The sequence below is a fragment of the Acidovorax sp. 93 genome (genome assembly GCF_003633835.1).
GTDB lineage: Bacteria > Pseudomonadota > Gammaproteobacteria > Burkholderiales > Burkholderiaceae_C > Acidovorax > Acidovorax facilis.
The window spans coordinates 1,887,446-1,899,923 of the sequence record NZ_RBIT01000001.1 but is presented as its reverse complement, the minus strand read 5'-3'; the positions used below and the strand labels follow the sequence as shown (position 1 = coordinate 1,899,923).

11 protein-coding genes are annotated in these 12,478 nt (G+C 65.1%); 3 read left to right on the top strand and 8 right to left on the bottom strand.

From position 1 onward, the window contains the following. The first annotated feature begins 249 nt into the window (after window positions 1–249). Window positions 250–912, top strand: a complete 663-nt coding sequence (locus C8C93_RS08610; RefSeq protein WP_121506582.1) for an NAD(P)H-dependent oxidoreductase — start codon at window positions 250–252, stop codon at window positions 910–912. 63 nt (window positions 913–975) lie between these two features. On the opposite strand, the gene C8C93_RS08605 is transcribed toward C8C93_RS08610, so the two are convergent. The 4 genes from C8C93_RS08605 to C8C93_RS08590 form a co-directional block, all read right to left on the bottom strand. After that, window positions 976–2,328, bottom strand: a complete 1,353-nt coding sequence (locus C8C93_RS08605) for an MFS transporter (RefSeq protein ID WP_370108530.1) — start codon at window positions 2,326–2,328, stop codon at window positions 976–978. Then, window positions 2,318–3,598, bottom strand: coding sequence for an acyltransferase family protein (locus tag C8C93_RS08600; RefSeq protein ID WP_121506580.1), 1,281 nt, complete (start codon window positions 3,596–3,598; stop codon window positions 2,318–2,320). The genes C8C93_RS08605 and C8C93_RS08600 overlap by 11 nt, the downstream gene beginning before the upstream one ends. 72 nt (window positions 3,599–3,670) lie before the next feature. Further along, window positions 3,671–4,711 carry a MerR family transcriptional regulator gene (locus C8C93_RS08595; RefSeq protein ID WP_121506579.1) on the bottom strand — a complete coding sequence of 347 codons (1,041 nt, stop codon included), beginning with the start codon at window positions 4,709–4,711 and terminating at the stop codon, window positions 3,671–3,673. 4 nt (window positions 4,712–4,715) lie between these two features. Then, window positions 4,716–5,117, bottom strand: a complete 402-nt coding sequence (locus C8C93_RS08590; RefSeq protein ID WP_370110807.1) for an FKBP-type peptidyl-prolyl cis-trans isomerase — start codon at window positions 5,115–5,117, stop codon at window positions 4,716–4,718. 232 nt (window positions 5,118–5,349) lie between these two features. Here C8C93_RS08590 and soxC point away from each other — a divergent pair, with 232 nt between their 5' ends. Both soxC and C8C93_RS08580 read left to right on the top strand, forming a co-directional pair. Next, entirely contained in the window at window positions 5,350–6,597 is a 1,248-nt protein-coding gene (gene soxC / locus C8C93_RS08585) for a sulfite dehydrogenase (protein ID WP_121506577.1), read from the top strand. Next, on the top strand, window positions 6,590–7,243 hold the full coding sequence (locus C8C93_RS08580) for a c-type cytochrome (protein ID WP_233559271.1): 654 nt from the start codon (window positions 6,590–6,592) through the stop codon (window positions 7,241–7,243). The genes soxC and C8C93_RS08580 overlap by 8 nt, the downstream gene beginning before the upstream one ends. A gap of 6 nt (window positions 7,244–7,249) precedes the next feature. Here the strand turns inward: C8C93_RS08580 and C8C93_RS08575 are convergent, their stop codons facing one another. From C8C93_RS08575 to gcvT, 4 genes are all read right to left on the bottom strand, one after another. Next, window positions 7,250–7,861 carry a Crp/Fnr family transcriptional regulator gene (locus tag C8C93_RS08575; RefSeq protein WP_158603256.1) on the bottom strand — a complete coding sequence of 204 codons (612 nt, stop codon included), beginning with the start codon at window positions 7,859–7,861 and terminating at the stop codon, window positions 7,250–7,252. Window positions 7,862–7,884: 23 nt separating this feature from the next. Beyond that, window positions 7,885–10,776: an aminomethyl-transferring glycine dehydrogenase gene (gene gcvP / locus C8C93_RS08570; protein WP_121506575.1), complete on the bottom strand. Its 2,892-nt coding sequence runs from the start codon at window positions 10,774–10,776 to the stop codon at window positions 7,885–7,887. A gap of 77 nt (window positions 10,777–10,853) precedes the next feature. Then, window positions 10,854–11,228: a glycine cleavage system protein GcvH gene (gene gcvH / locus C8C93_RS08565; protein WP_121506574.1), complete on the bottom strand. Its 375-nt coding sequence runs from the start codon at window positions 11,226–11,228 to the stop codon at window positions 10,854–10,856. Between the two features lie 85 nt (window positions 11,229–11,313). Then, window positions 11,314–12,456 carry a glycine cleavage system aminomethyltransferase GcvT gene (gcvT, locus tag C8C93_RS08560; protein ID WP_121506573.1) on the bottom strand — a complete coding sequence of 381 codons (1,143 nt, stop codon included), beginning with the start codon at window positions 12,454–12,456 and terminating at the stop codon, window positions 11,314–11,316. Window positions 12,457–12,478 lie beyond the last annotated feature (22 nt).

Genomic DNA, 12,478 nt, shown 5'->3' with positions numbered 1-12,478 from the left:
TGGGCCAGAAAGCATGGCCACGAGTGTACGCCCGCAAGCCTGCGGATCCTGCAGGCCCCGGGGGCTCGTACACGCAGAGACCGGGGTGAACGGCCTCAGCGCGTCTTTCAAGGGGCGATTGTTGATCAATTGCGAACAATCCTTTTCTCTCACGGGGCTTACCGAAGGAGATTCGGATCCCTACAGTTCCACCATCCCGCATTTTTTTAGATCCAACCCGATCGCTACTGACTGTCAGGAATTTTTGCCATGAACCCCATCGACGACACCTCCCTTGCCCAACCCCTGCTGAACAAACTGCAATGGCGCTATGCCGCCAAGAAGATGAACCCCGCCAAGGCGGTTCCGCAGGAGAAGGTGGAGCGCATTCTCGAAGCCGCGCGCCTGGCGCCCACCTCCAGTGGCCTGCAGCCCTTTGAAATCATCGTGGTGACCGATCCCGCTGTGCGCGCCAAGATCCAGCCCATCGCCTGGAACCAGGCCCAGATCACCGACGGCTCGCACCTGCTGGTATTTGCTGCATGGGACAACTACACGGCCGACCGCATCAACATGATGTTCGATCTGACCAATGACCAGCGTGGCTTCAAGAACGAAGGCTGGGAAAACTACCGCCAGATGCTGCTGAACAGCTACCCCCAGCGCGATGCCGAGGTGAACTTCCAGCACGCAGCCCGCCAAGCCTACATTGGCATGAGTGCCGCACTGATCGCCGCTGCGTTTGAAGAGGTGGACTCCACCCCCATGGAAGGTTTTGACCCCAACGCGCTCGATGAGATCCTGGGCCTGCGGGCACGTGGCCTGCGCAGCGTGTCGATCCTGCCGCTGGGTTACCGCGCCGATGAAGGCGACTGGCTGGTGAACCTGAAGAAGGTGCGCCGCCCCCGCGAGCAGTTCGTGACTGAAGTCTGAGGATCTCCTCCTAAGGCACAAAAAAGGCTGGACAGTGGTCCAGCCTTTTTTGCGTGGGGAGCCTCAGCGTGTGGCGGGTGCTGCATCCGTCACGCGGCGCATGGGCGTCAGTACAAAAGCCAGCGCGGCCAGCACCACCAGCGTACCTCCGCTGGCCGCAAACAGCTGGGTCAGCGTGATGCTTTTCATCACCCAGCCCGTGACGGCTGCGGAGATGGGGGCCAGGCCCATGAAGATAAACATGAACAGGCTCATCGCCCGGCCAATCAGGGCCGGCGGCACACGTTGCTGGATCCAGGTGAACACGCTCACCTGCATGAAGCCGCCGAGCAGGCCGATGACCAGCATCAGCGTTGCGCCCTGCCACACGGCCGTGATCAGCCCCAGAGGCATGAACAGTACACCGATGACGGCGTCGAACGCCAGGATGGTCATGCCCAGGCTGCCAAAACGCAGCCTCGGCAACATGCCCGACACCACCATGCCCAGGAGCGTGCCCGCGCCATGGGCGCCCACCATGGTGCCGAACGCGGCCGCGCCCAGCGCTGGCGTGCTGCTGGCCAGCACGGGGATGGCGATGTGGATGGGGCCCATGATGAACAGGGCGATGGCGCTCCAGTAGAGAAAGCAGGTGCGCAGCTCTCCATCGCGCCAGAAGTGAACCAGGCCCTGCACCACCGATGCCAGCACCGCCTGGGGTGCGGCAGCCGGGGCCGAGTTGCCTGCATGGGTCAGCACCTTGGACAGCGTCCAGGCGGACACCGCGAAGCTCAGGGCATCCAGCGCAAAGGCCAGACCGATGCCGGTGGCGTTGGCATGGGCCGGTGCACTGGCGACTTCTTTGACTGCGTCGCCCGCACCAAACAGCGCAATGAGCAGCCCTGCCAGCAGGGGCCCAAGGAACATGGTCAGCTGGCGCAGGCCCAGGCTGATGCCGTTGGCGGCCTGCAACTGCGAGCGCGCCACCACGTGCGGCATCATGGCCGTGCCAGCAGGAATGCTGAAGGCCGTGGCCAAGCCAATGCCCAGCGACAGCGCGTACACCATCCACAGCGTCAGGGTGCCTGCAAGCACCAGCCCCGCCAGCACGGCCAGCAGCACCAGGTTGATGTATTTGGTGATCATCAGCACCTGCTTGGGCGAGTGGCGGTCTACCAGTGCTCCGCCGATCAGGATGAACAGTGCGCGCGGCACGCTGATGAGGGCCAGCACGGTGCCCAGCACCAGGGTGTCGCCCGTCATCTGCAGCACCAGCCAGGGCAGTGCAATCAGCGTGAACTGGTCGCCCAGCATGGACAGGAAGGAGCCGCTCGTCATCCAGCGAAAGTTGGGGTCCTTGAACAGCGCGGCGCGTGGGTCTTGGGGTGCGCTCTTTGGGTGGGGGGGCGAAGGGTGATGGGGCATTTCAGGTCGCATGAACAGGGTCTCCAAAAGATTTGCGGGTGTGCCGGCGCCCGTTGAGCCACTGGCTCACGGCGGTGAATCGCACGCACAGGTGGTAGCTGGCCAGGCACAGGGCCGTGGTGGCCAGCACATTGAGAGCCATCTTGGCCAGGACGGGAATCGGCACCCCATACAGCAGCGCGCCAAAACCAATCGTCAGCGGCAGGTGCACGAGGTACACCCAGTACGAGCTGTCGGCCAGGTAGGCCAGCCAGGCACGGGGCTGTCCGACGTGGCGCAGAAAGAGCCCGATCAGCGCAAAGCTCCACAACCAGGACGCGGCGTTGTAAGCCAGTGCCATCCAGAACTGCAGGTGCCGGGTGGCAGAGACGGGCTCGGCCAGGATCTCGGTGAAGGCACCGGTGACCAGGACCAGAGCAAAGGCCGACGCCTCAGGCTGGGCCAGCACTTCCGACAAGAATGCAGTGATCAGGAAGCACACGAGCCCCAGGCCCGCCAGCACGGGCCAGTGCCTTGCGTAGCGCACCATCAAGTCCATGCGCTGCGTGTACAGGCACAGCCCGAATCCGTAGAACAGCCCGTTGTGGAGCCATTCCGCCAAGGGAGGCAGAAAGGAACCGCTGGGCGTGACGATTCCGTGGTCGTAGTGGGCGCCGATCCAGGCGAGTGGAAGGGTGAGCGCCACAACGCCCAGGGCCGAACCGCCCAGCCAGGCGGCGAAGCGCCCCAGGGCTTTTTGCACACCGCCGGGCAGCGCACGTGCCGCAGCCCACACCACAGGCGTGAACACGGCCAGCCACAGCAGCATCCACAGAAACCAAAGGTGCATGGTCGGTGGGCCTTTGGGTACGTTGGGGCCGTGGGGCAGCAGGCTGCGGTCCACGCCCCAGGTGCCATGGGCCATGCGGTGCAGGAACAACAGGCCCAGCAGGGCGCTGACCGCCAACAAGGGCGGCCAGAACACCACAAAAGGCAGGCCCAGGCGGCGCAGCCGGTTGCGCACCATGCCCGCCAGCCCTCGGTGCTGCACCAGTGCCGACACAAAAAAACCGGCCAGGATAAAAAACAGGGGCATGCGGAAGGCATGGATCACCGCCACCAGCAAGTCGGCCACCGGCGTGGACAAATCGTCGTGCCAGGGCAGGGGAGAGGGCCGGCTCATGTAAATGACCGAAACATGCAGCACGATGCCCAGCCACATCATGGCGGCGCGCAGATTGTCCAGGGCATGCAGCTTTCGGCCCGGGGCGGCGGATTCTGGGGTGTGAGTCGGTCCATTCATAGAGACCGACTGTGAAGCCTCACGTTGCGTGAGGGTCAAGCACTTTTCCGACTTTTTGGGGCGGTGCTGTTGTCAGCGGTGTGGGGATACCACAGCGGCCGCAGGTGCTGGCATTGCGTGCGCCAGCGCTGCCTGCAGATAGGTGCGCACGGGAGCACTCAGGGGCGAGCCTGCCTGCAGCAGCGGTTCATTGGCGGAGGCCATAAGCAGCTTTTGGCGCAACTCGGGGCTGCGCCGCGTGAGTGTGTCGAACAGTGCGTTCCAGCGCAAAGCGGCAGCCACCGCATCGGGGTGGTGGGGAGGAAGGGCGCGGGCCAGAAGCTGTTGAACGTCCTGCTCCAGCGCTGCCCAGTCGGTATGGGGCACATGGCCCAGTGTGCGCAGATCGTTGCGGGTCAGGTACTTTTCCAGCAGCGCCATGCGCAGCTTGATGGCCGTTTCGATGTACTCGATCATTTCACCCGGCGGTGCATGGTTGCGCCCCTGGGTGCTGGGTTCGGTGCGGAACATATGGCCCCAGCGCTCCAGCAGGTCCAGATCGCCCTTCATCCAGTGCAGCATGAGCGCCATCCAGCGGTAGGCCAGCGCCTGCACCTCGGGTGTGTCGGGTGCCAGTTGGCGGTCCATGGCGCTGCGCACCAGGTCTTTGACGATCAGCCAGTCAGCCTCAATGAGGTTCCAGTTCTGAAAGATGTGCTTGAGTTCGGCCGAGCTGAAATACTTGCCATAGGTCGTCATCAGCGCCAGGGCCTCCAGCCAGTTGCCCATGTCTGGCTCGGCACCGGCCATCAGGCCGTCCCTCAGCATGGTCAGGCGTCCGCGCAGTTCGGTGGCCTGCGCGATTTGCTGGTCCAGCGAGCGGATCTGCTGCCCGATGATGCGTTCGGGGGCCAGGCCGTCACCCGCCAGCAGCGCCCCGATGTCGCTGAGCGCCAGGCCCATCTGGCGCATGGTCTGGATGCCGTGCAGTCGCTGCACATCGGCCTGGCTGTAGAGGCGGTAGCCGGCCTCGGACCGGCCTGAAGGCTTGAGCAGCCCGATCTCGTCATAGTGGTGCAGCGTGCGCACCGTCAGGCCGGTGCGCCGCGCGAGATCACCGACCTTGAGCAGCATGGGGTCAGCGGCCGATGGAAATAAGTTCGATCTCGAAGTTGAGCGTGGCATTGGGTGGGATCACGCCACCGGCTCCCCGGGCGCCGTAAGCGATGGAGGGCGGGCAGGTCAGCTTGGCCTTGCCACCCGGCTTCATGCGTTGCACGCCTTCGGTCCAGCAGGGGATCACGCCGTTGAGCGGGAACGACGTCGGCTCGCCGCGCTTGTAGGAGCTGTCGAACTCCTTGCCGTCCAGAAACATGCCTTTGTAGTGCACCTTGACGGTGTCGGTGGCCTTGGGCGAATCGCCGTTGCCTTCCTTGAGCGATTCATAAACCAGGCCACTGGCCGTGGTGACGGGGCCTGCGGCCTGGGCAGAGGCAAAGGGGGCAGCCAGAAGGCCAATGAGCACAAGGGCGGAAGAAATGCGCACGGGGAGTCCTTGAAACAAAAAGAAAGGGGGAAAAGTCAGAACGCCATTTTGCTCGTCAGCAACGGTTGGGCTGCAAGCGGCGCGCCAGTGTAAAGGGCGTGGCGCCGTGGCTGGTGCCAATCCACTGTGGGCGCGTTAACCAACGTTAATGCGCAGCGGCATGCGGAGGGCAACACTGCAGCTGCGGCCAATGGGTGCCGAGTGCTTGTTTTTGCGGAGATGACGGATGCGTTCATTCAACGGCCACAGCGGACTGGCTCGGAGGACTTTTTTGGGGGGGCTTGCGACGGGGGGCGTGGGTATGGCGGTGGCGCAGGCAGCGCCGCCACGGCCACTGGCCGCCCGCTTGCCCGATGCGATGACCCGCCCCGGTGGGGCCGATCTGCCGTACGGCCTGCCCGCAGCACAGGAGGCGCAGGTGGAGCGGACTTTCTCCACTGCGGCAGGCTTTCCGGTGTGGCGCACGCCGTTGCAGCACCAGCGCGGCATCATCACCCCCAGCGGCCTGCACTTTGCCGTGCACCACAACGGCGTGCCCGACATTGCGCCGGAGCGCCACACACTGAAGGTGCATGGGCTGGTGCACAAACCGCTGCGCTTTGACTTGGAACGCCTGCTGCGCTACCCCATGGTCAGCCGCGTGCATTTTCTGGAATGCGCGGGCAACTCAGCCGCCAACGCGCTATCGCCCACGGCTCTGGACCAGACGCTGGGCGAGATTGCGGGCGAGGTGTCGTGTTCGGAGTGGACGGGCGTGCCGCTGGCCTATCTGCTGAACGAAGCGGGGGTGAAGGACAGTGCCCAGTGGGTGGTGGCCGAAGGCGCCGACGGTGGATCGCACAGCCGGAGCCTGCCGCTGAAGGCCTTGCTGGAGCACGGCATGGTGGCGCTGTGCCAGAACGGAGAGCGGCTGCGGCCTTCGCAGGGCTACCCCATGCGCCTGTTCATGCCGGGCTGGGAGGGCAACGTCAACGTGAAATGGCTGCACCGGCTCGAAGTGACCGACGCGCCCGCCTACACCAAGGACGAGTCGGGTCTGTACACGCAAGTGCTGGCCGATGGACGGATCGAGCGCTTCGCGTTCCACATGGAAGTGAAGTCGGTGATCACGCACCCCTCCGGCCAGCAGCGTTTGCCTGAGCCCCATGGGTTTTGCGAAATCGCTGGTCTGGCCTGGTCGGGCCGGGGGCGCATAGCGCGTGTGGATGTGTCCTTGGACGGAGGTCGCACCTGGGCTGCGGCGCAGCTGCACGGCCCGGTACTGGACCGGGCCTTTACGCGCTTCACGCTGCCCTGGCAGTGGAACGGCCGCAAGGCCGACCTGATGAGCCGCGCCACCGACGAGCATGGTCGTACACAGCCACTGCGCAGTGAATGGAAGCGGCGCTATGCCATGCACTCGTTCAACCACTACAACGCGGTGCAGGCCTGGCGCGTGCAGGCCGATGGCCGCGTGGAGAACGTCTATGCGTGAAGACCTGTGCAGCCAGTTGCTGCCCGCAGGACGCGCCACCCTGCGGCGGGGCGTGGCCGTGGCGATGGTGGTGGGACTGCTGAGTGCAGGCAGAGCCAGCGAGGTCCAGGCGCCGTCCGCTGCGGCTCCTGCACCAGCTGCGCCGCCACTTGTCATCGGCTTAGGCCAACCGCTCTCGCCTGCCGACATCGATCGCTATGCCATCACCGTCTTCCCCAACGGCCGCAATCTGCCACCCGGCCGGGGCAGCGTGGAGCAGGGCGCGCGGCTGTATGCCATGCACTGCGCCGCCTGCCACGGCGCACAGGGCATCGAAGGGCCTGCCGCACGGCTGGCGGGCACAGATGGTTTTATCGGCTGGAGCGACCCGCTGCGCCCCCTGCGCGTGCGCAAGTACCCGCTGCAGGTGTTGTCGGTGGGCGCGATGTGGCCTTATGCCACGACGGTGTTCGACTATGTGCGTCGGGGCATGCCGATGCACGCGCCCAAGAGCCTGACCGATGACGAGGTGTACGGCATCACCGCGCACCTGCTGCATCTGAACGGGCTGGTGGCAGGTGACGCCGTCATGGACAAGGAAAATTTGCCCCAGGTGGTGATGCCAGGGCGGGATCGCACGGTCAGTGCGTGGCCACAGGAACGCTGAAAATTCTCAAACGCCGCGTGACGCTTCCACCAAGCCCAGCCGTGCCCGGATGCGTGATAGCGATACCGGAGAGATGCCCAGGTAGCTGGCCACATGGTGCTGCGGCAGGTGGGGCGTCAAATCACCGTGTGTAGCGAGAAAAGATTGGTAGCGCACCTCGGGCGGGTGGCTCAACAACTCGGCTTCGCGCTGTGCGTGCTGCTGAAACACATAGCCCAGGGCCTCTTCCAGCAAGGGGCCGATGTGGGCAAAGCTGCGTTGCCACTGCTGCAAGGTGGCATAGGCCAGCTCCACAGCCTCTACGGGTGCCAGGGCCTCGATGGCATAAGGACTGGGCAGCGCCAGAGGCGGCAGGTTGCCAGCCACCCAGCTGCCGGTGCCGTGAAACGACCGGTTGCGTTCGGTACCTTGTTCGTTCAGGTAAAACAGCCGAACCACACCGCTGCGCACCTGCCAGCAGCGCGTGCTGGTCTCACCCGCGGGCTGCAGCAGCGTGCCTGCGCCGAACTGACGGCGGGGCAGGGCCTGCCACAGAGCGGCCAGGGCAGGTTCAGACCGGACCAGCGCCTCCAGCGCAGGCGGCTGGCAGACAGTGCAGGCGCTGGTGGTCGAGGTCACTGCGTACAGGCAATTCAGGCGTCTCAGGCGTAGTCAGACACCGGGATGCAGCTGCAGCTCAGATTGCGGTCACCCCATACGTTGTCCACGCGGCCAACAGGCGACCAGTACTTGGCCTGGCGCAGGGCGGCCACCGGGTAAGCGGCAGCTTCGCGGGCGTAAGGGCGAGCCCATTCGCTGCCCAGCAGACTCTCGGCCGTGTGCGGCGCGTTCTTCAGCGGGTTGTTGTCCTGCGGCCAGGCGCCGGATTCGATCTGGCGGATCTCTTCGCGGATGGCAATCATCGCGTCGATGAAGCGGTCGATCTCGAACAGCGTTTCGCTCTCAGTGGGCTCCACCATCAGCGTGTTGGGCACGGGGAAGCTCAGCGTGGGTGCGTGGAAGCCGTAGTCGATCAGGCGCTTGGCGACATCCTCAGCCATCACGCCGCTGGTGTCCTTGAGGCCGCGCAGGTCCAGGATGCACTCGTGCGCCACGTGGCCATTGGCACTCGCGTACAGCGTGGGGTAGTGATCCTTGAGGCGTGCACTGATGTAGTTGGCCGAGAGGATGGCGGTTTCGGTCGCGGCCTGCAGGCCTTCGGCGCCCATCATGCGGCAGTACATCCAGCTGATGGGCAGCACGGCGGCATTGCCCAGAGGCGCTGCCGACACGGCACCCACGCCGCCGGCCACACCGGCCGTGGCATGACCAGGCAGGTAGGGCACCAGATCGGCCACCACACACACGGGACCCACGCCGGGGCCGCCACCGCCGTGCGGAATGCAGAAGGTCTTGTGCAGATTCAGGTGGCTCACGTCGCCGCCGAACTCGCCAGGGGCGGCCACGCCGACCAGGGCGTTCATGTTGGCGCCGTCCACATACACCCGGCCGCCGTGGCTGTGCACCAGGGCGCACAGCTCCTTCACCTGCGTTTCGAACACGCCGTGCGTGCTGGGGTAGGTGATCATGATGCAGGCCAGGTTGGCACTGTGCTGTTCGCACTTGGCCTGCAGGTCGGCCATGTCCACGTTGCCGTTGGCGTCGCAGGCGGTCACTACCACCTGCATGCCCACCATCTGGGCGCTGGCGGGGTTGGTGCCGTGTGCGCTGCTGGGGATCAGGCAGATGTTGCGGTGGCCGTGGCCCTGGGCCTCGTGGTAGGCCTTGATGGCCAGCAGGCCCGCGTATTCGCCTTGCGATCCGGCGTTGGGCTGCAGGCTGATGCCTGCGTAGCCCGTGGCCTGGCACAGCCAGGCGCGCAGTTGTTCGTCCAGCTCCTTGTAGCCATGCAACTGGTCAGCGGGTGCGAAGGGGTGCACGTTGGCGAATTCGGGCCAGGTGATGGGGATCATCTCGCTCGTTGCATTGAGCTTCATGGTGCAGCTGCCCAGCGGGATCATGCTGCGGTCCAGCGCCAGGTCCTTGTCAGACAGCTGGCGGATGTAGCGCAGCATGCCGGTTTCGGAGTGGTGGGTGTTGAACACCGGATGAGTCAGGTACTTGCTGGCGCGGCGCAGTTCGGTGGGGATCAGCGGCTCTACACCCTTCTCGAAGGCGTCAAACGTGGGCAGCGCCTGGCCATCCGCGGCGAACACCTTCCACAGCAGCTCGATGTCGGCGCGTGTGGTGGTCTCATCCAGCGAGATGCACAGGTAGTTTTCGAAATAAATTCGCAGGTTGACGCCCATCTGTACTGCGCGAGCAGCTATTGATTTGGTAGCGCCATCGGTTTTGAGCGTCAACGTGTCGAAGCAGGCCTGCGGGCGCACCGGCGCGCCCAGTTGGGCGAGCCCCTTGGCCAGAATGGCGGTGTAGCTGGCCACGCGTTGCGCAATGCGCTGCAGGCCTTCGGGGCCGTGGTACACGGCGTACATGCTGGCGATCACGGCGGGCAGCACCTGCGCGGTGCAGATATTCGACGTGGCCTTTTCGCGGCGGATGTGCTGCTCGCGCGTTTGCAGGGCCAGGCGGTAGGCGGGCTTGCCATGTGTATCCACGCTCACGCCCACCAGGCGGCCGGGCAGGCTGCGCTTGAACTCGTCGCGGCAGGCCATGTAGGCAGCGTGCGGGCCACCCGCGCCCATGGGCATACCGAAGCGCTGCGTGGTGCCTACGACGATGTCGGCACCCCATTCACCGGGCGGGGTGATCAGCGTGAGGGCCAGGAGGTCGGCCGCTGCGATGAAGGCCGCCTGTTTGGCATGCGCCTTCTCCACATCAGCGCGCAGGTCATCAATGCGGCCGCTGGTAGCGGGGTACTGGGCGAGCACGGCGAAATACTCGCCATTCAGCGCTGCATCCCATTCGGCGGCGGAGTTGGCCAGCACCACTTCGATATTGAGGGGCTTGGCACGGGTCTGGATCACTTCGATGGTTTGCGGGTGGGCATCACCGGCCACCACAAACACATTGCTTTTGCTCTTGACGGAGCGCTTGGCCAGCGTCATCGCCTCAGAGGCGGCCGTGGCTTCGTCCAGCATCGATGCATTGGCAATCGGCATGCCGGTCAGATCGCAGACCATGGTCTGAAAATTGACCAGCGCCTCCATGCGGCCTTGCGAGATTTCGGCCTGGTACGGTGTGTAGGCCGTGTACCAGGCGGGGTTCTCCAGGATGTTGCGCAGGATGACGCCCGGTGTGTGGGTGCCGTAGTAGCCCTGGCCGATGAAGCTCTTCAGGACCTGGTTCTTCGATGCCATCGCCTTGAGTTCGGCCAGCGCCGCCGCTTCCGTGATCGGCAGGGGCAGGTCCATCGCGCTGCTGCGTGCAATGGAGCGCGGGACGATGGAGTCGATGAGGGCGCGGCGCGAGGCCTCGCCAATCACCGACAGCATGTGCGCTTCATCGGCCGCATCGATACCGATGTGGCGTGGCAGGAATTCGGTGGCGTTTTCAAGCGCTGCGAGTGTGGGCAGGGGGGCGAGGGTGGTCATCGGCGGCGGCGTGGGACAACAAGGAGGCACATTGGCCCGGCAGGGCGCCGGGCCTCGGGGAACAAAAGATCCGGAGATCAGGCGTTCTTGGCGAACTCTGCGTACGCAGGTTCGTCCATGAGCGCGTCGAATTGCATCATGTCGGTCACGTGGACCTTGAAGAACCAGCCAGCGCCCAGCGGGTCGGTGTTGGCCAGCGAGGGGTCGGCGCGCAGGGCTTCGTTCACCTCGACGATTTCGCCGGTGACGGGCATGTACACGTCGGCGGCGGCTTTGACGGACTCCACCACGCCGGCGACTTCACCCTGGGTGAAGGTCTTGCCGACTTCGGGCAGGTCCACAAACACCACATCGCCCAGCGCGTCCTGGGCGTGTACTGTGATGCCCACGGTGGCGGCTTCGTGGTCGGAGATGTCGATCCACTCGTGATCCTTGGAAAACTTGACGGTCATGGGGGCTCCAGAAAAAAAGGGAGGAAACAAACAAAAGTGCCGATGCCAGCCAAGACTGTAGCCGGGCTGGCGCAGTTTCAGACGGTCAGCCGCGGTAGTAGCGCGCGGGGGTAAAGGGCATGGCACGCACTTCCATGGGCACGGCCTTGCCGCGCACGATGGCGTTCATCCGCGTGCCGATGGCGGCGAAGGCGGGTGTGACATAGCCCATAGCCACGGGTTCGTTCACCGTGGGGCCCAGCAGGCCGCTGGTCACTTCGCCAATCTTCTGGCCGTCTTCGCTCTGCAATTCGGTGTGTTCGCGCACGGGCACACGCTCCAGTGCGACGAGGCCGACGCGCTTGCGCTGCAGGCTGGCGGGGTTGTCGATCTGCGCGAGCACCTTGTCTGCTCCGGGGAAACCCCCTGCGCGGGCGCCTCCCGTGCGACGCACCTTCTGGATGGCCCAGTTCAGCGCGGCTTCAGGCGGCGTGGTGGTGGTGTCGATGTCGTTGCCATACAGGCACAGGCCCGCTTCGAGCCGCAGCGAGTTGCGGGCGCCCAGGCCGATGGGTTTGACCTCGGGCTGAGCAAGCAGGGCGCGGGCCAGGGTGTCGGCCTGCGCAGCGGGCACCGAGATTTCAAAACCGTCTTCACCGGTGTAGCCGCTGCGGGTCACAAAACAGTCGCAGCCTGCAATGGAAAAATCGCCGCCCGTCATGAACACCAGCTTTTCCACGCCGGGCGCGAGGCGGGCGAGGGCGGTGACGGCCCGCGGGCCTTGCAGAGCGAGCAGGGCGTGGTCGGGCATGGGCACCACCTTGCAGCGCTGGCCGATGCGGGCCGTGATGTGCGCAATGTCGCCCACCTTGCAAGCACCGTTCACGATCACGAACAGCGTGGGCTCGCCATCCACCACGCCTTGGTTGAAGAACATCAGGTCATCGATGACCGTGCCTTCGTCAGTGAGCAGCAGCCCGTAGCGCTGTTTGCCCACGGGCAGGTCGATCACGTCCACCGGCATCAGGGTTTCAAACGCCGCTGCGGCGTCAGGGCCGACCAGCTTGAGCTGGCCCATGTGCGAGACGTCAAATAAGCCCGCCGCGCTGCGCGTGTGCTGGTGTTCGGCCATCAGGCCAGCGGGGTATTGCACGGGCATGGAGTAGCCGGCGAACGGCACCATGCGGGCGCCCAGCTCGATGTGCAGGGCGTTCAGGGGCGTGGTAAGCAGGGGGGCGGTGGCTGACATGGCGGAACTCCGGGGCAAATGA

Bases quoted from the DNA above. Each gene is read 5' to 3' on its own strand.
- C8C93_RS08580 (WP_233559271.1), top strand. From the start codon at position 6,590: ATGCGTGAAGACCTGTGCAGCCAGTTGCTGCCCGCAGGACGCGCCACC.
- C8C93_RS08600 (WP_121506580.1), bottom strand. From the start codon at position 3,598: ATGAATGGACCGACTCACACCCCAGAATCCGCCGCCCCGGGCCGAAAG.
- soxC (WP_121506577.1), top strand. From the start codon at position 5,350: ATGCGTTCATTCAACGGCCACAGCGGACTGGCTCGGAGGACTTTTTTG.
- C8C93_RS08610 (WP_121506582.1), top strand. From the start codon at position 250: ATGAACCCCATCGACGACACCTCCCTTGCCCAACCCCTGCTGAACAAA.
- gcvP (WP_121506575.1), bottom strand. From the start codon at position 10,776: ATGACCACCCTCGCCCCCCTGCCCACACTCGCAGCGCTTGAAAACGCC.
- gcvT (WP_121506573.1), bottom strand. From the start codon at position 12,456: ATGTCAGCCACCGCCCCCCTGCTTACCACGCCCCTGAACGCCCTGCAC.
- gcvH (WP_121506574.1), bottom strand. From the start codon at position 11,228: ATGACCGTCAAGTTTTCCAAGGATCACGAGTGGATCGACATCTCCGAC.
- C8C93_RS08595 (WP_121506579.1), bottom strand. From the start codon at position 4,711: ATGCTGCTCAAGGTCGGTGATCTCGCGCGGCGCACCGGCCTGACGGTG.
- C8C93_RS08605 (WP_370108530.1), bottom strand. From the start codon at position 2,328: ATGCGACCTGAAATGCCCCATCACCCTTCGCCCCCCCACCCAAAGAGC.